The following is a 23617-nucleotide window of genomic DNA, read 5'->3' on the forward strand; positions in this document are numbered from 1 at the left end:
CGCATCAGGCACTGAAGATGATGACGCCTGACCAAGCCTATGCCGCTACATTAACCACCTGACCTGTGCAGAAACCGATGGGTCATTACAATTCAGCCTTCAAATGTCTTGAGGGACATGATCTAGGTCGCTGTTTTCCAAAGAATTATCAAAAATCTAATAAAAGCAAGCAGAAGTGTGACGAAAAGCACTCTTATCTTCGCTTTCTGTCAAAAACTTGACGCCTGATTTGGCGGCTGTTAACACTTTACGCAGTTCTATTGTTGGGTAGCGTTCATTTTTTGACTATCCAGGGTGCAGGCGCGAGCCGCCCACCGCCGCAAGGCCCATAGCGCGCACAACCACGGGGAATCGCGTGGCCGAAAGGCCTTCCGAGGGTGGGCGCTCGCCAAAAACCAGTCCCAACAACTCAGGAGTCGTGCGTCGATGAATCGGATTTATCGCAAGGTCTGGAACAAGTCACTGGGTGTGTGGGCCGTGGCCTCGGAATTGGCCACCGGTGACAGCACCGGAGCCGTTGCTCCAGCCTCGCTCATCGACCGCCGCCAAAGCCTGGCATTGGCCGCCGCCATCACCCTGGCGCTCGGCGGCGCCGGATTCATCACGCCACTGCCCGCCAGCGCGCAATCGGTCGAAGTCGGCCGCGGTGCCTCCGCACCTGCCGCCAAGGCGACCGCCATCGGTGCCGGCAGCACCGCCAGCGCCACCGGCGCAATCGCCACCGGTGCCGACAGCAGCGCCAGCGGTGTGAATAGCAGCGTGATCGGTCGCCAGACCAACGCCATCGGCGAAAACGCGGTGGCCATCGGCTACAACAGTTTCGTGCGCCAGGCCGGCGAAAACGGCGTGGCGCTGGGCGCCAATGCCGGTGTCACCGGTGCCAATTCGGTGGCGCTGGGCGCAGGCTCGCGCACCTACGAAGACGACGTGGTGTCGGTCGGTAGCGGCAATGGTCGCGGCGGCCCGGCAACGCGTCGCATCACCAACGTCGGTGCCGGCATCAACGCCACCGATGCGGTCAACGTGGCGCAGCTGCGCGACGTGGCCGATGTGGCCGAAGGCACCGCGCTGTTCTTCAAGGCAAGCCCGGGCGACGACAGCGTCGGCGCCTATGTCGAAGGCGATAGCGCACTGGCCGCAGGCGATGCCGCCAATGCGATCGGTACCGCCACCACCGCGCTCGGCACCGGCGCCAATGCCATCGCCGAGAACGCGACGGCCGTGGGCGCCAATGCACTGGCCTCCGGCCAGAACAGCGCAGCGTTCGGCCATAACGCGCAGGCCAATGGCCCGGCCAGCGTGGCCGTGGGCGGCGCTGCGGTCAACGAAGATGGCCAGCCGTTGATCACCAATGGCGGTGTGCCGGTCACCACCGGTGCCACCAGCGCAGGCGTTGGCGGAACTGCGGTCGGCGCCAGCGCCAATGCAGACGGTTTCGCGGCGTCCTCGTTCGGCGTCGGCGCGTATGCCGCCGGTGCGCAGGCATCGGCATTCGGTGCAGTAGCCAACGCCGGTGGCGATTACGCCACTGCCGTCGGCACCCAGACCAGCGCCAGCGGCACCAGCAGCACGGCTGTGGGCGGCCCGGTGGATCTGATTCCCGGACTGGGCTTCTTCGTGCAGACCCAGGCCAGTGGCGACGCGTCCACTGCGCTCGGCGCCGGTGCGATCGCATCGGGCACCTACACCACCGCTGTCGGCACGTTGAGCGAGGCGTCGGGCACCGAAGCCACGGCAGTGGGTTACTTCGCCTACGCACCGGGCGAAGGCGCAACCGCGGTCGGTCCGGAATCGTGGGCCAGCGGTGAGCTGAGCACGGCGCTGGGCTACTACAGCACCGCACGCGGCGCCAACTCGGTGGCGCTGGGCGCCAATTCGGTCGCCACGCGCGCCGACACCGTGTCGGTCGGCGCGGCCGGCGCAGAGCGTCAGATCACCAGCGTCGCTGCCGGTACCGAAGCCACCGATGCGGTGAATCTCGGCCAGCTCACCGCCGTCTCCGATGTCGCCTCCACCACCGCGCGCACGTTCGTTGCCACCGGTGAGGGCGCTGCAGTTGCCGAAGGCGTGGACAGCGTCGCGGCAGGTTCCAATGCGTCGGCGCTTGCCGATTACAGCACTGCGCTGGGTTCCAGCAGCATTGCATCGGACATCAATACCACTGCCGTGGGCAGCGGTGCAGTGGCAAATTTCAACAACGCCACGGCGGTGGGTTTCAACAGCATCGCCAGCGACCGTTATGCCACTGCGCTGGGCGCTGACAGCACCGCGTCGGGCTTCTACGGCACCGCACTTGGCAGCACCAGCGTGGCCTTCGGCCGCGGTGCGACTGCGGTCGGTTTCGAAAGCATCGGCAACGGGCTTGAATCCACGGCGCTGGGGTTTGCCAGCGTGGGATGGGGCGATCTCAGCACGTCGGTGGGTGCGGAAAGCACCGCTTACGGTGAGGGTAGCGTGGCGCTTGGGTTCAGTTCGGGTGCCGGTGGCACCGGCTCCGTGGCGATTGGCAACACCGCCTTGAGCGGCGGTGAGCGCGCGATCGGGATCGGTGCGCAGAGCAGCGCCAGCGGCACCGACAGCGTTGCGCTAGGCGCCTCCAGCAACGTGTCGGGCGACGAAAGCATTGCATTCGGTGCAAGCAGTCAGGCCGCTGCGTCGGGTGCCGCGGCCGTTGGCAGCTACGCCAGCGCCAGCGACGTCTACGCCACGGCGGTGGGGGCCTACAGCAGCGCCAGCGGTATCCACGCTACCGCGCTCGGTGCCGACAGCAGGGCATTGGGAGCTTCCAGCACTGCCGTCGGCGGCTACAGCGTCGCAAATGAGCGCGGTGCAACGGCGATCGGCTACGACAGCATCGGCAACGGGACCGCGTCGACCGCGCTGGGCCTTGCCAGTGTGGCGTGGGGTGACGGTGGCACCGCCATCGGTACCGAAAGTGTCGCCTACGGCGATGACAGCACGGCGCTGGGCGCGAATGCGTCTGCAACCAACCTCGCGTCGATCGCTGTGGGCACCTATGCAGTCGCGGCTGGCCAGGGTGCCACGTCGCTTGGCGGCCAATCCTTCGCGGGTGGCGACGAGAGCGTCGCGCTGGGCTGGCAATCCAACGCTTCGGGCGCGCAGAGCGTCAGCCTCGGCAGCGGTGCGTATACACCTGTCGACAACAGCGTGGCGTTGGGTGCCAACTCGGTTGCCGATCGCGCCAACACGGTTTCCGTGGGTACCGTTGGCGGCGAACGTCAGATCACCAATGTCTCTGCCGGTACCGAAGGCACCGATGCGGTGAATCTGGATCAGCTCAACGCAGTGGCCGGCACCGCCGAAACCACCGCGCGCCTGTATGCAGGCACCGGCGACGGCACTGCCGTCGCACAGGGCGAAGATGCAACGGCGGCCGGTTCCAATGCCACTGCCGAAGGCGATTACAGCAGCGCGTTCGGCGCCAGCAGCAATGCCACCGCGATCGGTGCAGTGGCCATCGGCAGCGGCGCCAGCGCAACGGCGCAGTACGCCAGTGCCGCCGGTTACAACGCAGCAGCCAGCGGCTTCGGCAGCGTGTCCAACGGCGCCTTCAGCCAGGCCAGCGGCGACTATGCCGTGGCCGTGGGTGGCGAGAGCGAAGCAGCCGGCGCGCAGAGCACCGCGCTCGGTGCAGCGGCAGGCGCATATGGCGATGGCTCGCTGGCGGTCGGTGCGCTGAGCGAGGCACAGGGCAGCGAATCCACCGCGATGGGTTACTTCGCCAGCGCCAGCGGCGAATCGGCCACGGCAATCGGCGCAGAAAGCGTCGCCGACGGCACCACCGCCGCAGCACTGGGCTTCGGCGCACAGGCGACGGCCAATTACGCCACCGCCGTTGGTGGGTACTCCACCGCGAGCGGTTTCAACAGCACTGCGTTGGGTAACTTCAGCACCGCCAGCGGCTCCAACACGCTCGCCGTCGGCAGCGATGCCACCGCCACTGGCGCCTACAGCGTTGCAGCCGGTCAGGGCAGTGTGGCCAGCGGTTACAACAGCGTGTCGGTTGGCGGCGCCTTGCTCGGCCTGTTGCCGACCGAAGCTTCCGGCGATTTCTCCACCGCCGTGGGTGGTGCCGCGTGGGCACCGGGTCTCAACAGCACCGCGCTGGGCAACTTTGCCGAATCCACCGGCGAAAGCAGCGTGGCATTGGGCGCCGATTCGGTCGCTGATCGCGACTTTGCGGTGTCGGTCGGCAGCGCCGGCAACGAGCGTCAGATCACCAACGTGGCGGCCGGCACCCAGGGCACCGATGCGGTGAATCTGGATCAGCTCAACGCAGTTGCCGAAGCCAGTGCAACCACCAGCAAGTATTTCCAGGCCAGCGGCAGCGACGACAGCGATGCCGGTGCGTACGTCGAAGGCGATAACGCATTGGCTGCAGGCGAGGGCGCCAACGCCACCGGCGCCGGCACCACCGCATTGGGCGCGGGTGCGCAGGCAGTGGCCGATGCGGCTACCGCAGTCGGCTTGAATGCGCTGGCGAGCGGCACCAGTGCCGCAGCGGTCGGCAGCAACGCGCAGGCGTTGGCCGAAAACAGCAGCGCATTCGGCAGCAATGCGCAGGCCAGCGCTATCGGCGCCACCGCAAATGGCGCTGGCGCGCAGGCAAGCTCCACCTACACCACTGCGCTCGGCAGCGAGGCAGTGGCATCCGACAACCAGGCCACCGCTGCGGGCTTCCGCAGCGCGGCGTCCAACGTCGGCAGCGCGGCATTTGGCGGCTACAGCGAATCCAGCGGCCGGCTGTCGTCGGCACTGGGTTACGGCGCGGTGGCGTCCAGCGATTACAGCACCGCCGTCGGTGCGGCATCGCTGGCCTCCGGCGCCAGCTCGGTGGCCGTGGGTGAGTTCAGCGAAGCCACCGGCGCCGAAAGCGTTGCGGTCGGTGGCAGCACGTTCTTCGGCTTCATCCCGGCGCGTGCCTCGGGAACCGGCGCGGCCGCCTTCGGTGCGGGTGCGTGGGCAACCGCGGACTACACCACCGCGATTGGCTGGAACTCGTATGCGGACGGCACCAATGCCACCGCGTTGGGCCAAAGCGCTGCGGCGTTGGCCAACAACACGCTGGCACTGGGTGGCAATAGCCGCGCCGATGCGGTCGGCGCCAGCGTGATCGGCGTGGATGCGTCGGCTACCGGCGTCAACAGCACCGGTGTCGGTCGTCAGGTCAATGTGATCGGCGAAAACGCGGTCTCCGTGGGCTACAACTCGTTTGTCCGCCAGAGCGCGGTCAACGGTGTGGCGCTGGGCGCCAACGCCGGCGCCACCGGTGCCGATTCGGTGGCATTGGGCTCGGGTTCGCGCACCTATGAAGCCGACACGGTGTCGATCGGCAGCGGCAACGGCCGCGGTGGTCCGGCGACGCGTCGTATCGTCAATGTCAGCGATGGCCAGACCGCGACCGATGCGGTCAACAAGGGACAGCTGGATGCGGTGTCGGCCGATGTGCAGAACACCAGCAGCAAGTTCAAGACCACTGGCGATACGGTGGCCACCGCAACCGGCGAGCGCAGCACGGCTGCCGGCTCGGGTGCCGTTGCCACGGGTGCACGCAGTGTTGCCATCGCTTCCGGCAGCAGCGCGTCGGCCACCGGTGCCAGCGCGATGGGTGTGGACAGCAGCGCCAGCGGCGTGAACAGCACCGCGATGGGCCGTCAGACCAATTCCATCGGCGAAAATGGTGTGGCGCTGGGCTACAACTCCTTCGTGCGCGAAAGCGGCAGCAATGCGGTGGCCCTGGGTGCGAATGCCGGTGCCAGCGGTGCCGATTCGGTCGCCTTGGGCTCGGGCTCGCGCACCTACGACGCCAATACGGTGTCGGTGGGTAGCGGCAATGGTCGCGGTGGTCCGGCAACGCGTCGCATCGTCAACGTCAGCGACGGCCAGACCGCCAGCGATGCCGTCAACAAGGGGCAGCTGGATGCATTGGCGGCCGATGTGCAGACCACCAGCGGCATGGTCAAGACCACCGACACCGGCGTAGCCGTGGCAACCGGTGATCGCGCGACCGCCGCAGGTGCGGGTGCCACTGCCAGTGGCGCACGCAGTGTCGCCATTGCTTCCGGCAGCAGCGCCGCCGGCACTGGTGCCAGTGCGGTGGGCGTGGACAGCAGCGCCAGCGGCATGAACAGCACCGCGATGGGTCAACAGACCAATGCCATCGGCGAAAAGAGCGTGGCGCTGGGCTACAACTCCTTCGTCCGCCAGAGTGCGGTCAACAGCGTGGCGTTGGGCGCCAATGCCGGTGCAACCGGTGCCGATTCGGTGGCGTTGGGCTCGGGTTCGCGTACCTACGAGGCCAATACGGTGTCGGTGGGTAGCGGCAATGGCCGCGGTGGTCCGGCAACGCGTCGCATCGTCAACGTGGGCGCCGGCGCGATTGCCGATGCCAGCACCGATGCCATCAACGGCGGTCAGTTGTTCCAGTCGCTCAGCAATGCCGCCAGCTTCCTTGGTGGCGGTGCGGCGATCGGCGCGCAAGGCGTCTTCGTTGCGCCGACCTACGTGATTCAGGGCGCCAGCTACAACAACGTGGGCGCGGCATTGACCGCGCTGGATACCAAGGTCACCGAACTGGATGCACGTGGTGGCACCGCAACGGCCAGCACGGCAGCACGTAGTGCGTCGCTGCGTACCGCCGCGGTGCCGGCTGTGGCTACAGCTGTTGCGAGCGATGCGGCAAGCAACGTCAGCACGGACACCGCCAGCGCAACTGCCGGCGTGCAAGGCACCCCAACCGCAGCCGTGGTCGGCAGCATCACGCCGGCGGCAACCTCGACGGCGGTCGGCACGGCGGCAGTGGCCAACCATGTCACCGGCACCGCGATCGGCGGTAGTGCCTATGCGCACGGCCCCAACGACACCGCCATCGGCAGCAATGCGCGCGTCAATGCCGACGGCAGCACCGCGGTGGGTGCCAACACGCAGATTGCGGCCGTGGCCACCAACGCGGTGGCGATGGGCGAGGGTGCGCAGGTCAGCGCGGCGTCCGCTACCGCGATCGGCCAGGGCGCGCGTGCCAGTGCACAGGGTGCCGTCGCACTGGGCCAGGGCTCGGTGGCCGACCGCGCCAACACGGTGTCGGTCGGTAGCGTTGGCGGCGAGCGCCAGGTGGCCAATGTGGCCGCCGGTACGCGTGCCACCGATGCGGTGAACAAGGGCCAGTTGGACAGCGGCGTGGCCGCGGCCAACAGCTACACCGACAGCCGTTACAGCGCGATGGCCGACAGCTTCGAAAGCTATCAGGGCGATATCGAAGACCGCCTGCGTCGGCAGAACCGTCGCCTGGATCGTCAGGGCGCGATGAGCTCGGCGATGTTGAACATGTCCGCCAGCGTGGCCGGTATCGCCTCGCAGAACCGCGTCGGTGCCGGTGTCGGTTTCCAGAACGGCGAGTCGGCGTTGTCGGTGGGCTACCAGCGTGCGATCAGCCCGCGCGCCACGTTGACCGTGGGCGGTGCGCTGAGCGGCGACGACAGCTCGATCGGCGTGGGTGCCGGTTTCGGCTGGTAACCCTTAGCAACAGCGTGCGCAGTTGCATCAAACGCGGCGGCGCCGATGTGCGCCGCCGCGGTAAGGCCTGAGGGGGCGGGCAAGGACCGTGGCTAGGCCAGCCAACGGATTCGCATGGAGTGATGGCCGTACCAGGAGCGATCGATCAACTGCCGCAGGCCGGTTCACGGCTGCGCGGCGTTGTCGACGCCGTTCCAAGCCTGATTCACGAAAAACACGAAGAGGATTTCACCGTGATCGACAAGACCTTCCGCCTCACCCCGCTGACCGGCGCCATCCTGATGATGGCCCTTGGTGCATCCGGCACCCTGGCTGCCGCACCGAAACTGCTGGTCAAGGAACCGACCCAGTCCGCTTCGGCCGGCGCCCAATTCAGTAGCCGCCTGATCGTGCGCTACAAGGACAACACTGCCGCTGCGACCGATCGCAGCAGCAAGCTCAATGCCGTGCAGGCCGCGGTCGCCCGCGTCGGCGCCAGTACCGGCGCACGTAGCAGCGCAGCCGCCGCCAAGGCGACGTATGTGCGCAAGCTGGGCATCGGCTCGGACCTGATCAAGCTGTCCAGCACGCTGACCGCCGCGCAGGTGGACAAGGTGGTGGTCGAGCTGAAGAACGATCCGTCCGTGGCCGACGTGCAGATCGATCGTATGCTGCGTCCGGTCGAGATCAAGAAAAGCGTTGCGGCCACCGATGTGAGCCCGCAGCTGGTTCCCAACGACCCGCTGTATGCGCAGTACCAGTGGCACCTGAGCAACCCCAACGGCGGTATCAATGCGCCGGGCGCATGGGATCTGTCGCAAGGCGCTGGCGTGGTGGTGGCGGTGCTGGACACCGGCATCCTGCCGGGCCATCCGGATTTTGCCGGCAATCTGCTGCAGGGCTATGACTTCATCACCGATGCCGAAGTCTCGCGTCGTCCGACCGATGCCCGCGTCCCCGGCGCACTGGATTACGGCGACTGGGAAGAAGCCGACAACGTCTGCTACACCGGCTCGGTGGCGCAGGAAAGCTCCTGGCACGGCACCCATGTCTCGGGCACCGTGGCCGAAGCGACCAATAACGGCATCGGCATGGCCGGCGTCGCACCCAAGTCGACCATCCTGCCGGTGCGCGTGCTCGGCCGTTGCGGCGGTTATACCTCCGACATCGCCGACGCCATCGTGTGGGCATCCGGCGGCACGGTCGAAGGCGTCCCCGCCAACACCAACCCGGCCGAGGTGATCAACATGAGCCTGGGCGGCGGTGGGGCCTGCGATTCGGCCACCCAGCTGGCGATCAATGGTGCGGTGGCACGCGGCACCACTGTCGTGGTCGCTGCCGGCAACGATGGCGATGACGCGGCCAACCATTCGCCGGCCAGCTGCAACAACACCGTCACCGTTGGAGCCACCCGCATCACCGGCGGCATCACCTACTACTCCAACTACGGCAGCAAGGTCGATTTGTCCGGCCCGGGCGGCGGTGGCAGCGTGGACGGCAATCCGGGCGGCTATATCTGGCAGGCCGGCTACGACGGTGCGACCACGCCGACCTCCGGCAGCTATAGCTACATGGGCATGGGCGGAACCTCGATGGCGTCCCCGCACGTGGCTGGCGTCGTGGCGCTGGTGCAGAGCGCGGCGATCGGTCTGGGCGACGGCCCGCTGACCCCGGCTGCGGTTGAAGCGTTGCTCAAGCAGACCAGCCGCCGTTTCCCGGTGACCCCGCCGGCCAGCACCCCGATCGGCAGCGGCATCGTCGACGCCAAGGCCGCACTGGAAGCGGTGTTGGTGGAACCGTGCGATCCGGCCACCGAGTCCTGCGCACCGACCGCCGTCGCGTTGACCAACAAGGCGCCGCTGACCGGCCTGAGTGGCACCTTCGGCAGCTCCACGCTGTACAGCTTCGAAGCCAAGGCCGGTGCGGTGCTGAGCTTCATGACCTACGGCGGTACCGGCGATGTGTCGGTGTACGTCAGCTATGAAGCCGAGCCCAGCGCCAGCAGTTTCGATGCCAAGTCCACGCGTCCGGGCAACAGCGAAACCGTCCGCTTCACTGCCCCGAAGGCAGGCACTTACTACATCAAGTTGGTCGGTGCATCCGATTACGCGAAGCTGACCCTCGTTGCACGACAGTAAGTAGTGAAATAGTGTGACCAATGCCCCCGGCCAATCACCGGGGGCATTGTTTTTCAGGACGATTCAGATGTGTGCGGTTGATCGTCGCGGCAAACTGCTACAGTCGGCGCCGGACCAGTGGAGACGAGTGTGAACGCGGTTGCCGTCGATCCAATTGAGCATCGAAGTGCGGAAACGCGCATCGTCGAAGCGTTGCTTGAACGCCGTCGTCTGAAGGACTCCGACCTGCTGCGCGCACGCCAGTTGCAGGCCGAATCCGGCATGGGCTTGCTGGCCCTGCTCGGCCGTCTGGGCCTGGTGTCCGAACGCGATCATGCAGAGACCTGCGCCGATGTGCTCGGCCTGCCGTTGGTGGATGCACGCCAACTCGGCGATACCCCACCGGAAATGCTGCCCGACGTGCAGGGCCTGTCGCTGCGCTTTCTCAAACAATTTCATCTGTGCCCGGTGGGCGAACGCGATGGCCGGCTGGATCTGTGGATTGCCGATCCATACGACGATTACGCCATCGATGCAGTGCGTCTTGCCACCGGCTCCGCGTTGTTCCTGCAGGTTGGCCTGCGCTCGGAAATCGACGATCTGATCGAACGTTGGTATGGCCAGGGCCGCAGTGCGATGGGCACCATCGTCGAGACCGCCGATGGCGATGCCAACAGCAGCGACGACATCGAAGCGCTGCGCGATCTGGCCTCTGAAGCGCCAGTGATTCGCCTGGTGAATCTGGTGATCCAGCATGCGGTGGAATTGCGCGCATCGGACATCCATATCGAACCATTCGAAAGCCGCCTCAAGGTGCGTTACCGCGTCGATGGCGTGCTGGTGGAAGGCGAAAGCCCGCCGGCCAAACTCACCGCCGCGGTGATCAGCCGCATCAAGATCATGGCCAAGCTCAATATCGCCGAGCGCCGCCTGCCGCAGGACGGCCGCATCATGTTGCGCGTGCAGGGCAAGGAGCTGGACCTGCGCGTCAGCACCGTGCCCACCGCGCACGGCGAAAGCGTGGTGATGCGTCTGCTCGATCGCGAAACGGTGGTGTTCGACTTCTACAAGCTGGGCTTTACCGAAGACTTTCTGCCGCAGTTCCGCAAGGTGCTGGAGCAACCGCACGGCATCATGCTGGTCACCGGCCCCACCGGCTCGGGCAAGACCACCACGCTGTACACCGCGCTGAGCCAGCTCAATACCTCCGACGTCAAGATCATCACCGTCGAAGACCCGGTGGAATACCAGATCGAAGGCATCAACCAGATCCAGGCCAAGCCGCAGATCGGGCTGGATTTTGCCAATGCGCTGCGCAGCATCGTGCGTCAGGACCCGGACATCATCATGATCGGCGAAATGCGCGATCTGGAAACCGCGCGCATTGCGATCCAGTCCGCGCTCACCGGCCATCTGGTGCTGTCCACGCTGCACACCAACAATGCCGCCGGAGGCATCACCCGTTTGCTGGACATGGGCGTGGAGGATTACCTGCTCACCTCCACCATCAACGGCATTCTGGCGCAGCGCCTGGTGCGCAAGCTCGACCTGGCCAACGCCGAACGCTACCTGGCATCGCCGGAAGAAATCGAACGCTTCAACCTGCGCCGCCTGCAGCCGGAGGGCGAGATCTTCCTGTATCGCCCGCGTGCCTCGGCGGCCGCGCCGACCGGCTATCTGGGCCGCACCACCATCGTCGAATTCCTGGTGATGAACGACGAATTGCGGCGCGCGGTGATGCGCCGCGCCGGCATGGGCGAGATCGAACAACTCGCCCGCAAGGCCGGCATGCGCACCATGTACGAAGACGGCCTGTCCAAGGCCTTGCGCGGCGAAACCACCATCGAAGAAGTCCTGCGCGTGACGGAGGATGCGTGATCGGTGAAGTGACCGGGTGGTCGGGACCGGGGACCCGGGGCCGGGGACCCGGGAACAGCCAAGGCAAGTGCTTGGTCGTCGCTGTCGTATGCGCCGACCGACGTGCTGCTGGATTCCAGTGCTGCGGTACGCCGCTTTCCCCGGGTCCCCGGTCCCGGGTCCCCGGCCCCGGCCGTTCCTGATGCCTCTCTACCGCTACAAAGCGCTCGACGCCCACGGCGAAATGCTCGACGGCCAGATGGAAGCGGGCAGCGATGCCGAGGTGGCGCTGCGTCTGCAGGAACAGGGCCATCTGCCGGTAGAAACGCGGCTGGCCACCGGGGAAAGCGATTCGCCGTCGCTGCGCATGCTGCTGCGCAAGAAGCCGTTCGACAATGCCGCGCTGGTGCAATTCACCCAGCAGCTGGCCACCTTGATCGGCGCCGGGCAACCGTTGGATCGCGCGTTGTCGATCCTGATGGATCTGCCGGAAGACGAAAAAAGCCGACGCGTGATCGGCGACATCCGCGACACCGTGCGCGGCGGTGCGCCGCTGTCGTCTGCGTTGGAACGCCAGCATGGGCTGTTTTCCAAGCTGTACATCAACATGGTGCGTGCCGGCGAAGCCGGCGGCAGCATGCAGGACACCTTGCAACGGTTGGCCGATTACCTGGAGCGCAGCCGCGCGCTCAAGGGCAAGGTGATCAATGCGTTGATCTATCCGGCGATCCTGCTGGCGGTGGTCGGGTGCGCCTTGTTGTTTTTGCTGGGCTACGTGGTGCCGCAGTTCGCGCAGATGTACGAAAGCCTGGATGTCGCGCTGCCCTGGTTCACCCAGGCGGTGTTGAGCGTGGGCTTGCTGGTGCGCGACTGGTGGCTGGTGCTGATCGTGGTGCCGGGTGTGCTCGGGCTGTGGCTGGATCGCAAGCGGCGCAACGCCGCTTTCCGTGCAGCGCTGGACGAATGGCTGCTGCGGCAAAAAGTGGTCGGCAGCCTGATTGCGCGGCTGGAAACCGCACGGCTGACGCGCACCTTGGGCACCTTGTTGCGCAACGGCGTACCGTTGCTGGCGGCGATCGGCATCGCGCGCAACGTGATGTCCAATCTGGCGTTGGTCGAGGACGTGGCCAACGCTGCCGACGATGTCAAGAACGGGCATGGCCTGGCGATATCGCTGGCGCGCGGCAAGCGCTTTCCGCGGCTGGCCTTGCAGATGATCCAGGTGGGCGAAGAATCCGGCGCGTTGGACACGATGTTGCTCAAGACCGCCGATACGTTCGAGCTGGAAACCGCGCAAGCCATCGACCGTGCGCTGGCTGCATTGGTGCCGCTGATTACGCTGGTGCTGGCGTCGGTGGTGGGGCTTGTCATCATTTCGGTGCTGGTGCCGCTGTATGACCTCACCAATGCGATCGGCTGACAGCGGCAGACAACGCGACTGCGCCGCTGTCAGGCGGGCGCAAGCGGGACTCGGCATCGGCACGCATCGCTCGTACACTCGCTTAACCGTACGCAGCGCTTTCAATCGGGCGGCGTCTTCACAACAACGTTCCGGTGACCGCACGACACCTACGCGGGAACCAATGCAATCGCCGCTGTGTCATCTAGCGGCAGCATCCTTCATCGACGTGCAAGGAAATCGTTCATGATCAAGCGTTCCATCACCCGTAGTCCGTCGCGCGCAGGCCAGGCCGGCATGAGCTTGCTGGAAATCATCATCGTCATCGTGCTGATCGGCGCGGTGCTCACCTTGGTCGGCAGCCGCGTGCTTGGTGGCGCCGATCGCGGCAAGGCCAATCTGGCCAAGTCGCAGATCCAGACCCTGGCCGGCAAGATCGAAAACTTCCAGCTCGACACCGGCAAGCTGCCGAGCAAGCTCGATGACCTGGTCACCCAGCCCGGCGGCAGCAGCGGTTGGCTGGGCCCGTACGCCAAGCCGGCGGAACTCAACGACCCGTGGGGCCACACCATCGAGTACCGCGCGCCGGGCGATGGTCAGCCGTTCGATCTGATCAGCCTGGGCAAGGATGGTCGCCCTGGCGGCAGCAGCTACGACTCGGACATCAAGTACCAATAAGTCTTCCGCCATGCGCGTTGCGTGTCAGCCGTTGCGTCATCCGCATGGAGTCGGTCCTGGCCGTACCCGCACGCGTGGCACCTCGCTGCTTGAAATGCTGCTGGTCATCGCGTTGATCGCGATGGCCGGTGTGCTGGCCGCGGCCGCATTGAACGGCGGTATCGATGGCATGCGGCTGCGCACCGCCGGCAAGGCGATCGCCTCGCAACTGCGCTATACGCGCACCCAGGCGATCGCCACCGGCACGCCGCAACGCTTTCTGATCGACCCGCTGCAACGCCGCTGGGAAGCGCCCGGTGGCCATCACGGCGACCTGCCGTCGTCGCTGCAGGTGCGCTTCACCGGCGCACGCCAGGTGCAGTCGCGGGAAGATCAGGGCGCCATCCAGTTCTTCCCCGATGGGGCCTCCACGGGCGGTCGCATCGATCTGCAGGTCAAGGACGCGCGCTGGCGCGTGGATGTGGGCTGGATCACCGGCGAAGTGCGTTCGGGCCCGCAACGGACGCCTGCGCCATGAAACGGCAACACGGTTACACCCTGATCGAGGTGATCGTCGCTTTTGCCTTGCTGGCCTTGGCATTGAGTCTGTTGCTGGGGTCGTTGTCCGGCGCAGCACGTCAGGTGCGTGCGGCCGACGACAGCACGCGTGCCACGCTGCATGCGCAATCGCTGCTGGCATTGCAAGGCATGGACAAGCCACTGGTGTCCGAGCAACAACAAGGCACGTTCGAAGACGGGCATTTCCGTTGGTCGATGGATGTGCGCCCCTACGACGAACCGCGGCGCAATCCGCAGGCGCCGGTGGCTCCTGGTGCGCACAAACTGCTGCAACTGACCCTGGTGGTACGTTGGGGCGAAGCGCCCAATCAAATGCTGCAATGGCGCACCTTGCGCCTGGTGGCCGCCACCGCACAGGACAACGCGCTGTGATCCGTTCGCGCAGCGCCGGCTTCACCCTGATCGAAGTGCTGCTGGCCACGATGCTGTTGGTCGGCGGTCTGGCATTGGCCTTTGCCACCTTGCGCTCGGCCAGCGCGGTGAGCCAGCGCGGCGAGGCGATTGCCCAGCGTAGCGAGCGCGTGCGCGCGGTGGAAGAATTCCTGCGCCGCCGGCTGGCCGCTGCGTTGCCGCTGGCAATGAGTATCGACCCGCAAAGCCAGCAGCCGATGTTGTTCGTCGGCGAACCGCAGCGCATGCGCTTTGCCGCCGATGTGCCGGATTACCTGGGACGCGGTGGCCCGTATCTGCACGAGTTGTCGGTGGTCGGCGATGGCGAGCAACGCACCTTGCAGATTGCGTTGACCATGCTGCAGTCGGGCAAGTCGATCGAAGAAGGCAGCAAATTGCCGCCGGAGCCGCTGGCGCAAGGCGTGCAGCAGGTGAGCTTTCGTTACCGTGGCATGGATCCGCAGAACGGCCGCCTGAGCGCATGGTTGCCGCAGTGGGAATGGCACGACCGCATGCCGCTGCTGGTGCGGATCGATATCCGCAGCGGCGACGCTGCATGGCCCTCGTTGGTAGTGGCGCTGCCGCAGTCCAGCAACCCCGGAGCGGGGCAATGAGCCGGATCCGTGGCGCTGCATTGGTGCTGGTGTTGTGGTTGATCGCCTTGCTCACTGCGATGATCGGTGCGTTTGCGCTCACCGCGCGCGTGGAAGCCTTGCAAGGCACGATGCTGCGCAACGGCGCGCAGGCGCAGGAGTATGCGCGCGCCGGTCTGGAATACGCCTTGTCCCGCTTGCAGAGCGCCGACACCCAGGCACGCTGGCGTGCAGACGGCCGACGCTATCGTTGGCAGATGGACGACGCCACGGTGGAGATCCGGATCACTGACGAAAGCGGCAAGGTGGATCTGAACATGGCCGAGCCGGCGCTGTTGGCCGGGCTGGTGCGTGCTGTGGGCGGCGAACAAGGCCGCGAGACGCGCATTGCCGGTGCCATCGTCGATTGGCGCGATGGCGACTCGCTGAGCCAGCCCGGCGGTGGCGCAGAAGACCGCGATTACGCCGATGCCGGCTTGCCGTATGGCGCAAAGGACAGCCCGTTCGAAACCCTGGGCGAACTGCGCCTGGTGCTGGGCATGGACAGCGCGTTGTATCGCAAGTTGCTGCCCAACATCACCCTGTACAGCGGCCGCTCGCGGCCCGAAGCGCGTTTTGCGCCCGGTCCGGTGTTGACCGCAATGGGCCTGGATGCGCGGCAACTGCTGGCCCAGCGTGACGCGCCGCCGGGTTTGCCGGGCAGCGAGGCGACGGTCGGTGGCTCAGACACTTATAGTATCGAGAGCCGGGCGCGACTGAGTCAGGGACGCGAGGCTGTGTTGCGCGCGGTCGTGTCGACAAGCGCGTCCGCAGTTCCAGGATCGGCCTACACCGTGTTGCGTTGGGAAGAGGGAGCAGCAGTGCAATGACCGCATGGCGGGACACCTTGGGTCGTATCGGCGTGCGCGCCATGCCGGGAGCCGGAGGCTTCTGGCGTTGGTGGCAGCAATCGCTGCTGGCGTGGCTGCCGCAGCGCTGGCAATGGCAATTGGGCCTGTCGCAGGCGCGCCTGTTGTTGCAGCTCGATGGCGACACGTTGCAGTTGCTGCGCCAACGCGATCAGAGCCGTGAGGCGATCGCCAGTCTGCCATGGCCGGTGCAGCCGCAGGAAGTCAACGCCGTGCTGCCGACTGCGCTGGATGGCCTGCCGCGGCATTGGCTGTTGCCGTCGGCGCATGCGTTGCGGCGGCCGTTGCGGCTGCCGGCTGCGGCCGCTGCGCGTCTGCAGGACGTGGCACGTTTCGAAATCGACCGACAAACCCCGTTCACTGCCGACCAGGTGTATTTCGATGCACGCGTGCTCGATGTGCGCGAAGACGGCCAGCTCGATGCCGAATTGGTCGTCGTGCCGCGGCGCATGATCGATGGCCCGGCCGGTGTGCCCGATGCCTGGGCCAACGCGCTGTCCGGCATCGATGTGGCCGATGCGCAGGGCGCCCCGTTGGGGGTGAACCTGCTGCCGCCGGCACGCCGGCTGCGGCGTAGCGACCCGATGCAACGCTGGAACCTGCTGCTCGCCGCCACCGCGGTGGTGTTGCTGGCTGTGGCCGGCTGGCTGCTGCTGGATAATCGCCGCCAGGCCGCCGACGATCTGCGCGCCAAGGTGCAGGCCAATGCCGCGCGCGCGCGCCAGGTGGCTGCCGAACGCCAGCAGCTGGTGGATCTGGTCGAAGGCGCCACCTTCTTCCAGAAGCAACGCGCCACGCGTCCGACCTCGGTGGAAATCTGGGACGAGTTGAGCCGGCGTCTTCCGGGCGGCACCTATCTGGAAAAATTCTCGGTCGAAGGCGGGCAATTGCAGCTGATCGGTTTGAGCAACGAAGCCTCGTCGCTGGTGCGTCGTCTGGAAGGCTCGCCGCTGTGGCGTACGCCGTCGCTGACCGGCGTGCTGCAGAGCGATGCCGGTCGCAACGTCGACCGTTTCACCATCACCGCCGAGCTGGCTGGCCCCGATGCGAAGGAGGCGGCCGATGCCACGCAGCGTTAAGCGCGATCGCTGGATCGCTTTGGGTCTGCTGCTGCTGGTGCTCGGCGTGGCGTATCTGGTGCTGGTGCACCCGTGGTTCACCCAGCCGATGATCGCCGTGCAGGACGAGCTGCAATCGCTGCGCGAGCGCGAGCTGCGCGTACGCGTGCAATTGCAGCAGGCGCCACAGGTCAGCCAGCGGCTGCGCCAGGCGCGGCAGACGCTGGAAAGCCGCCCGGGCTTTTTGCCGGAAACCTCCGCCGAGCTTGCCTCGGCCGGGCTGGTGCAGCGGCTGGAACGCGCGGTGGTGGAAGCCAGCCCCGGCAACCGCAGCTGCGCCATCAGCAACCGCTCGCCGCTGCAGCCGGAGAGCAAGGACCGCTTCACCCGCGTGGCGGTGCAGGTGCGCCTGCGTTGCGGCACGCCGGAACTGGCCTCGGTGTTGTACAGCCTGGAAAACGGTACCCCGCGGCTGTTCGTGGACAACCTCAACGTGATGGCGCAGCGCTACCAACTCTCGCCCAACGAAAGCGGCAACGGCCTGGACATCGCCTTCGAGCTGGCCGGTTATCTGCGGCCCGGCGCCATCGCTGCGCCGTTGAACACCGATGCCGCGCCCGCCGCCGCAGCCGCCGGGGAGGCCAGCAATGCGCCTTGACCTGATCGGTTTGCGCACCTGGTTGCTGGCCACCGTGGTCGGCTGGGCGTTGCTGGTATGCATCCTGGCAGTGGCTGGCTTAGGCAAGCGCGTGGAGTTGCTGCCGGACGACCCGGCGCTGGTGCAGCGCCTGCCCACCCTGCCGGCGCCCGCGCCGGAGCGGTTGGGCGCCTTCGAAAAATATTCGGAGATCGCCGCCCATCCCGCATTCGCCGAAGACCGCCTGCCGCATCCGTTCTTCCTGTCCGGCACTGATGGAAGTGGCGCGACCTCGACGGTGCGCCTGACCGGCGTGCTGCTGACCGAGAACTTCAAGATGGCCACGCTGACCCTGGACCCGCAGGATTCGGTGCGGGTGCAGCTCGGCGGCGATGCGGTCAAGGGCTGGCGCCTGCTGGCCCTGCAGCCGCGCAGTGCCACCATCGAAGGCCCCGGCGGCACGCAGACGCTGGAACTGCACGTGTTCAACGGCCAGGGCGGGCAACCGCCGACCGCCAACGCCGCCGCGCGTGGTGCGGCGGGCGCGCTCCCGCCGTTGCCGCCTCAATCGCCCGATGCCGCCGCGGCCGTGCAACCGCAACCGCCGCCGCCTGCCACCCCGCCGGCGCAACAGCCTGGCGGGCAAGCTCCGCCGACGGTGCCGCCGCAGCGCAGCGATGGCGCGCAGGAAGCTCCACGCCCCTCCGACGATCAGATGCGTGCCATCCGCGAACGTATCGAAGCCCGACGCCGCCAGCTGCAACAGCAGCGCCAGAGCGGCTCTACCCCCGGTCAGACCCAATGAGTAAACGCATGACGCCGCGCCTGTTTCCCGTGTCCCTGCTGATTGGCCTGCTGGCCGGTTGCGCCACCACTCCGCCGCCGGACGTACGCCGCGACGCGCGCCTGGACCCACAAGTCGGCGCTGCCGGCGCTACCCAAACCGCTGCCGACCAACGCACCGACGGCAATGCCGCTACCAGCGCCAAGCCCAGCCCGGTGATCCGGCGCGGCAGCGGCACCATGATCAACCAGAGCGCCGCGGCGTCGCCGTCGCCCACGCTGGGCATGGCCAGCAGCGGCAGCGCCACCTTCAACTTCGAAGGCGAGTCGGTACAGGCGGTGGTCAAGGCGATCCTGGGCGACATGCTCGGCCAGAACTACGTCATCGCGCCGGGCGTGCAGGGCACCGTGACCCTGGCCACGCCCAATCCGGTCTCGCCGGCGCAGGCCCTGAACCTGCTGGAGATGGTGCTGGGCTGGAACAATGCGCGCATGGTGTTCAGCGGTGGCCGCTACAACATCGTGCCGGCCGACCAGGCGCTGGCCGGCACCGTCGCGCCCAGCACCGCCTCGCCGTCTGCCGCACGCGGGTTTGAAGTGCGCGTGGTGCCGCTGAAGTTCATCTCTGCCAGCGAAATGAAGAAGGTACTGGAGCCGTACGCACGGCCCAACGCCATCGTCGGCACCGACAATGCGCGCAACGTGATCACCCTGGGCGGCACCCGCGCCGAACTCGAAAACTATCTGCGCACCGTGCAGATCTTCGACGTGGACTGGTTGTCGGGCATGTCGGTGGGCGTGTTCCCGATCCAGTCCGGCAAGGCCGAAAAAGTCAGCGCCGATCTGGAAAAGGTCTTCGGCGAACAGAGCAAGACGCCCAGCGCCGGCATGTTCCGTTTCATGCCGCTGGAAAACGCCAATGCGGTGCTGGTGATCACTCCGCAGCCGCGCTATCTGGATCAGATCCAGCAGTGGCTGGACCGCATCGACAGCGCCGGTGGCGGCGTGCGGCTGTTCTCGTACGAGCTGAAATACATCAAGGCCAAGGACCTGGCCGATCGGTTGTCGGAAGTGTTCGGTGGGCGCAGCGGTGGCGGCGACTCCAACGCCTCGCTGGCACCGGGTGCCGAGAGCAGCGTGCTTGGCGGTGCGCTGGGCAACCGCGACAGCAGCATGGGTGGCAGCTCGGGCATGACCGGCGGCAGCGTCGGCGAAAGCGGCGATGGCAGTGGCTCGGGCAGCACTTTCGGCGGCAGCAGCGGCGTCGGTGGAAGCAGTGGCAGCAGCGGTGGCCTGGGCAACGGCAGCTTGCAGCTCTCACCGCGCAGCAACGGCAACGGCGCAGTGACGCTGGAAGTGGAGGGCGACAAGGTTGGCGTGTCGGCCGTGGCAGAGACCAACACCTTGCTGGTGCGTTCCACACCGCAATCGTGGGCCTCCATCCGCGACGTCATCGAAAAGCTCGACGTGATGCCGATGCAGGTGCATATCGAAGCGCAGGTGGCTGAGGTGAATTTGACCGGTGACCTGAGCTACGGCGTCAATTGGTATTTCGAAAACGCGGTGAATGCAGCACCGGGGGCGAACGGCACCGGTGGCGCAGGATTGCCGCCTGCCGTCGGACGTAATATCTGGGGCGACATCGCAGGCAGCGTGACCAATAACGGCCTTGGTTGGACGTTTCTTGGAAAGAACGCTGCTGCGGTTATCAGTGCTCTTGATCGTGTCACCAATGTGCGTCTGCTCCAGACTCCATCGGTTTTCGTTCGAAATAATGCCGAAGCCACGCTCAATGTCGGCTCACGTATCCCGATCAATTCGACATCGATCAACACTGGCTTGGGCAGCGACAGCAGCTTCTCGTCGGTGCAGTACATCGACACAGGCGTGATCCTGAAGGTGCGCCCGCGTGTCACTAAGGACGGCATGGTGTTCCTGGACATCGTCCAGGAAATCAGCACCCCGGGCTCGCGCCCGGCGGCATGTACGGCGGCCACCACGACGACCGTCAATAGCGCGGCCTGTAACGTGGATATCAATACACGTCGCGTCAAGACAGAAGCAGCGGTGCAAAGTGGCGACACCATGATGCTGGCTGGCCTGATCGACGACAGCACGACTGATACGAGCGATGGTGTGCCCTTCCTGAGCAAGCTTCCTGTAGTGGGTGCGTTGTTCGGAACCAAGGGAAAGAGCAACACCCGCCGCGAAGTCATCGTGCTGATCACCCCGTCGATCGTGCGCAACCCGCAGGAAGCGCGCAATCTCACCGACGAATACGGCCAGAAGTTCAAGGCCATGGAGCCGCTGAAACCCAGCCAGAAGCCGCAATGAGTGCGGCACTGCCCGTCGTGCTGGTGCCGGTCGGCACCGACGACGAGGCGCTGGATGCGTGCCTGGGCGCATTGGATGCGGCCACGCCTGCGGGCACGCGGGTGTGGCTGGCCGACGATGCGCAGGCCGGCCCGCGCGGCCGCGCGGTGATCGATCACTGGTTGGCGCGCACCCAGCTGCAGGCACACCACACCCGCCGCCAGCGCATGCTCGGCGAGGTGGCGCATCTGGATGAAATGCTCGCCGCCTGCGGCGACGCCGACGTGGTGGTGCTGGGGGTGGATGCCTGTCCGCTGCGCGGTTGGTTGCGGCAGCTCACCGCGTGTTTTGCGCGCGATGCGGCAATCGCCACGGCCACGCCCTGGAGCAATGTGGGCGAAGCCTGCAGCTGGCCGCGGCTGGGCGAACTCAACCCACTGCCGGACGCGCCGGAGCGGTTGGCCGCTGCCTGTGCGGCCATGCCGCCACTGCATCCGGAGCTGCCATCGGCGGTCGGGCATGCGGTGTTGTTGCGTGGCGCCGCACGGCGCAAGGCCGGCGGGCTGGATGCCAGCAGTTATGGCTCCTGGTATGCCGCGCTGGTGGACCTCAGCCTGCGCATGGGCGGGCTGGGATGGCGCAACGTGTTGTGCGACACCGCCTTCGTCGCCTCCCCGCACGAGGGCCGCCCGGCCGATGGCGACATGGATGCCCTGGCCACACGCTGGCCGGCCTGGCACGCGCGTTTGGCCAACTTCCTGATGCACGACCCGCTGCGTGCGCAACGCGACCAACTGACCCAACTGCTCGCCGACCTGCCACCGCCGGACCCGCAACGCATGCTGTTCGACGCGTAGCGCAGCTGCCAAGTGGCATGCGCATCGCCAGGCGGGCGCAGCCGGTGTTCGGTGCGGCATGTAGCACGCGTACAGTGCGGGTCCTTGAGCGCTGTCCCCTGCAACCTGACGACTGCTCGCCGTGCGCTGAGTGCAGGGGTGTTGTCGGCCGCATCCTGGTGGATGCCGTCGGAAGTCCAGATCAAACGCTGAGTGGGTCGAGTGCGCGGTGCCCTCACCGCTCGCGGGACACGCCGTGAACCCGTCCCTGGGGGCTCGGTGGCGGCATCCATGCCGTCACACGGTCCCGCAAGCGGCGAGGACACCGCACCAGACAGTTTGCCGACTGCTTTATTAAAAGCTACGCATACCGACCATCTCGACTGGCCCTTGCCCGCCCACCGTCGCGGGACCTTACGCGGCATGGATGCCGCGTAAGCGCCTACACGCACGTACTTGCGGCGTGTCCCGCGAGGGTGGGCGGGCAAGGGCCCTGCAGCCAGGCAGCAGATCAGCCGGCCTGCAGTAGACCGGCGTGACGTAGTTTTGTTAGCGCCTCTCAAGAAGCCGACCGCGTCGGCGCCTCGGTGCGCACCACCACGTCCAGTGCGTCGTGACGCCAGGATTCGATATCCAGCTCGACCGCGCGGCCATCTTCGGCAAAGCTGATCCGCTGCAGGCGGAAGCACGGCGTGCCGGTGGTGGACTGCAGCAGCATGGCCTGCGTCGCATCCAGCCCGGCCGGATGCATCGACACCTGCGCGCGGCTCAGGAATAGACCCAACTTTTGGTTGAACACGCTCGACAGCGAGCCGGCCAGGTCGTGTTCGAGCAGGCCCGGTGCCCACGCCGCCAGCACCACGTTGGTTTCCAGCAGCACGGCGCGGCGGTCGATCCAGCGCCGGCGTTGCAGCACAAAGACGTCTTCGTACGGGGTATCCAGACGCAACGCGGCCGCAACCGCAGCACCTGCGGGCTGGCGGGTGGCGCTCAATAGCTCGGTGCGTGGCTTGCGTCCTTGCGCGGCCACGTACTGCATGAAGCCGGCGATGCTGGTGGGGTCGTAGCGCACGCGAGGCGCGCTGACGAACCAGCCGCGGCGGTTCTCGCGGTAGATGCGGCCTTCGGCTTCAAGGTGCTGCAAGGCTTCGCGCAGGGTGATGCGGGTGCAGCCGAAGCGCTCGGCAAGCGCGCGCTCTACCGGCAGGCGCTGGTCCGGTCCCCATTCGCCCGTGGCGATCTGCGCGGCGATGATTTCGGTGATGACGTGTTGGCGCGACGCGGTCATGCGGCGCACCGCCACTCGAAGATGCGGGCCATGGGCGAGACAATGAGAGGAAGATCGTGCATGCCGCGATGGTAAAGAAGAACGCGCACACAAACTGCGCTGTGCTTAGCGTGCCGTGGTCAGGTTCCGGTTCTGTTGGGGTTTCCAGCTGCGCCAGCCGTAGACCGCCAATGCCACGAAGCCGGCGTAAAGCAGGGCAGTGGGATACAACTCCTTGCTGACGAACACGCCGACGTAAATGCAGTCGAGCACGATCCACAACACCCAGTTGGCGATGCGCTTGCGCGCGGCCCACACGCTGGCGACCAGGCTGAAGCTGGCCAGCGCTGCATCCAGCCAGGGCAGTGCGGCATCGGTGCGGTGATGCATGTACGCACCCAGCGCAGCTGCGAACGCCGCGCCTATGCCTAGGGACATCCATAGCTCCGGCTGCGGCATCGGTACGGGGCGGATACGCGTGTCCACGGTGTTGCCGCGTTGCCACTGCCACCACCCGTAGAGTTGGGTCAGCACATACACGCCTTGCAGCAGCATGTCCGAGTACAGCTTCCACTGATAGAACAGCCACGCATACAGCGCGACGGCCACGATGCCGACCGGCCAGCACCAGCGGATGCGCTGTGCGGTCAGCCACACGCCCAGCAGGTTGATCACAACGGCGATGGATTCGAGCAAGGACATGCAAGGCCT

At 66.5% G+C, this 23617-nt stretch carries 16 protein-coding genes and 1 other RNA gene; 15 read left to right on the top strand and 2 right to left on the bottom strand.

The features are described from left to right. Positions 1-426: 426 nt before the first annotated feature. The 15 genes from XdyCFBP7245_RS11555 (at position 427) to XdyCFBP7245_RS11625 (ending at position 21810) form a co-directional block, all read left to right on the top strand. Entirely contained in the window at positions 427-7533 is a 7107-nt protein-coding gene (locus XdyCFBP7245_RS11555) for an ESPR-type extended signal peptide-containing protein (protein ID WP_104615777.1), read from the top strand. A 233-nt stretch (positions 7534-7766) separates the two neighbouring features. Beyond that, complete coding sequence (locus XdyCFBP7245_RS11560; protein ID WP_104615856.1) at positions 7767-9650, top strand: S8 family serine peptidase; 1884 nt, start codon at positions 7767-7769, stop codon at positions 9648-9650. Positions 9651-9779: 129 nt separating this feature from the next. Continuing rightward, a complete protein-coding gene (gspE, locus tag XdyCFBP7245_RS11565; protein WP_170068619.1) occupies positions 9780-11507 on the top strand; it encodes a type II secretion system ATPase GspE in 1728 nt (575 codons plus the stop codon). A 181-nt stretch (positions 11508-11688) separates the two neighbouring features. Next, the gene (xpsF, locus tag XdyCFBP7245_RS11570) at positions 11689-12906 is read left to right on the top strand and encodes a type II secretion system protein XpsF (RefSeq protein ID WP_104615779.1); all 1218 of its coding nucleotides are present in this window, start codon (positions 11689-11691) and stop codon (positions 12904-12906) included. A 225-nt stretch (positions 12907-13131) separates the two neighbouring features. After that, on the top strand, positions 13132-13563 hold the full coding sequence (gene gspG, locus XdyCFBP7245_RS11575) for a type II secretion system major pseudopilin GspG (RefSeq protein ID WP_039426219.1): 432 nt from the start codon (positions 13132-13134) through the stop codon (positions 13561-13563). 10 nt (positions 13564-13573) lie between these two features. Then, entirely contained in the window at positions 13574-14080 is a 507-nt protein-coding gene (gene xpsH / locus XdyCFBP7245_RS11580) for a type II secretion system protein XpsH (RefSeq protein ID WP_104615780.1), read from the top strand. After that, positions 14077-14493, top strand: coding sequence for a type II secretion system protein XpsI (gene xpsI / locus XdyCFBP7245_RS11585; RefSeq protein ID WP_104615781.1), 417 nt, complete (start codon positions 14077-14079; stop codon positions 14491-14493). Before xpsH ends, xpsI begins: the two co-directional genes overlap by 4 nt. Further along, positions 14490-15125: a type II secretion system protein J gene (locus tag XdyCFBP7245_RS11590; protein ID WP_104615782.1), complete on the top strand. Its 636-nt coding sequence runs from the start codon at positions 14490-14492 to the stop codon at positions 15123-15125. The genes xpsI and XdyCFBP7245_RS11590 overlap by 4 nt, the downstream gene beginning before the upstream one ends. Continuing rightward, positions 15122-15973: a type II secretion system minor pseudopilin gene (locus tag XdyCFBP7245_RS11595; RefSeq protein WP_104615783.1), complete on the top strand. Its 852-nt coding sequence runs from the start codon at positions 15122-15124 to the stop codon at positions 15971-15973. The genes XdyCFBP7245_RS11590 and XdyCFBP7245_RS11595 overlap by 4 nt, the downstream gene beginning before the upstream one ends. Then, complete coding sequence (locus tag XdyCFBP7245_RS11600; protein ID WP_104615784.1) at positions 15970-17091, top strand: PilN domain-containing protein; 1122 nt, start codon at positions 15970-15972, stop codon at positions 17089-17091. The genes XdyCFBP7245_RS11595 and XdyCFBP7245_RS11600 overlap by 4 nt, the downstream gene beginning before the upstream one ends. Beyond that, positions 17075-17728 carry a type II secretion system protein GspM gene (gene gspM, locus XdyCFBP7245_RS11605; RefSeq protein ID WP_104615785.1) on the top strand — a complete coding sequence of 218 codons (654 nt, stop codon included), beginning with the start codon at positions 17075-17077 and terminating at the stop codon, positions 17726-17728. The genes XdyCFBP7245_RS11600 and gspM overlap by 17 nt, the downstream gene beginning before the upstream one ends. Continuing rightward, positions 17718-18512 (top strand): type II secretion system protein XpsN, encoded by a 795-nt coding sequence (xpsN, locus tag XdyCFBP7245_RS11610; protein ID WP_104615786.1) that lies wholly within the window; start codon positions 17718-17720, stop codon positions 18510-18512. Before gspM ends, xpsN begins: the two co-directional genes overlap by 11 nt. After that, positions 18509-20824 carry a type II secretion system secretin GspD gene (gene gspD / locus XdyCFBP7245_RS11615; RefSeq protein WP_104615787.1) on the top strand — a complete coding sequence of 772 codons (2316 nt, stop codon included), beginning with the start codon at positions 18509-18511 and terminating at the stop codon, positions 20822-20824. The genes xpsN and gspD overlap by 4 nt, the downstream gene beginning before the upstream one ends. Further along, positions 20821-21660, top strand: coding sequence for a glycosyltransferase family 2 protein (locus XdyCFBP7245_RS11620; protein ID WP_104615788.1), 840 nt, complete (start codon positions 20821-20823; stop codon positions 21658-21660). Before gspD ends, XdyCFBP7245_RS11620 begins: the two co-directional genes overlap by 4 nt. Positions 21661-21718: 58 nt before the next feature. After that, a non-coding RNA gene (locus XdyCFBP7245_RS11625) (sX9 sRNA) lies at positions 21719-21810 on the top strand. Between the two features lie 388 nt (positions 21811-22198). On the opposite strand, the gene XdyCFBP7245_RS11635 is transcribed toward XdyCFBP7245_RS11625, so the two are convergent. Both XdyCFBP7245_RS11635 and pnuC read right to left on the bottom strand, forming a co-directional pair. Beyond that, positions 22199-22927, bottom strand: coding sequence for a UTRA domain-containing protein (locus XdyCFBP7245_RS11635; RefSeq protein WP_104615857.1), 729 nt, complete (start codon positions 22925-22927; stop codon positions 22199-22201). 105 nt (positions 22928-23032) lie between these two features. Then, positions 23033-23608, bottom strand: coding sequence for a nicotinamide riboside transporter PnuC (pnuC, locus tag XdyCFBP7245_RS11640; protein WP_104615790.1), 576 nt, complete (start codon positions 23606-23608; stop codon positions 23033-23035). Positions 23609-23617 lie beyond the last annotated feature (9 nt).

The sequence above is a fragment of the Xanthomonas dyei genome (assembly GCF_002939865.1).
Lineage (GTDB): Bacteria > Pseudomonadota > Gammaproteobacteria > Xanthomonadales > Xanthomonadaceae > Xanthomonas > Xanthomonas dyei.

Bases quoted from the DNA above. Each gene is read 5' to 3' on its own strand.
- xpsN (WP_104615786.1), top strand. From the start codon at position 17,718: ATGCGCCTTGACCTGATCGGTTTGCGCACCTGGTTGCTGGCCACCGTG.
- xpsF (WP_104615779.1), top strand. From the start codon at position 11,689: ATGCCTCTCTACCGCTACAAAGCGCTCGACGCCCACGGCGAAATGCTC.
- gspM (WP_104615785.1), top strand. From the start codon at position 17,075: ATGCCACGCAGCGTTAAGCGCGATCGCTGGATCGCTTTGGGTCTGCTG.
- XdyCFBP7245_RS11555 (WP_104615777.1), top strand. From the start codon at position 427: ATGAATCGGATTTATCGCAAGGTCTGGAACAAGTCACTGGGTGTGTGG.
- xpsH (WP_104615780.1), top strand. From the start codon at position 13,574: ATGCGCGTTGCGTGTCAGCCGTTGCGTCATCCGCATGGAGTCGGTCCT.
- gspD (WP_104615787.1), top strand. From the start codon at position 18,509: ATGAGTAAACGCATGACGCCGCGCCTGTTTCCCGTGTCCCTGCTGATT.
- XdyCFBP7245_RS11635 (WP_104615857.1), bottom strand. From the start codon at position 22,927: ATGACCGCGTCGCGCCAACACGTCATCACCGAAATCATCGCCGCGCAG.
- XdyCFBP7245_RS11595 (WP_104615783.1), top strand. From the start codon at position 15,122: ATGAGCCGGATCCGTGGCGCTGCATTGGTGCTGGTGTTGTGGTTGATC.
- xpsI (WP_104615781.1), top strand. From the start codon at position 14,077: ATGAAACGGCAACACGGTTACACCCTGATCGAGGTGATCGTCGCTTTT.
- XdyCFBP7245_RS11600 (WP_104615784.1), top strand. From the start codon at position 15,970: ATGACCGCATGGCGGGACACCTTGGGTCGTATCGGCGTGCGCGCCATG.
- pnuC (WP_104615790.1), bottom strand. From the start codon at position 23,608: ATGTCCTTGCTCGAATCCATCGCCGTTGTGATCAACCTGCTGGGCGTG.
- gspG (WP_039426219.1), top strand. From the start codon at position 13,132: ATGATCAAGCGTTCCATCACCCGTAGTCCGTCGCGCGCAGGCCAGGCC.
- XdyCFBP7245_RS11620 (WP_104615788.1), top strand. From the start codon at position 20,821: ATGAGTGCGGCACTGCCCGTCGTGCTGGTGCCGGTCGGCACCGACGAC.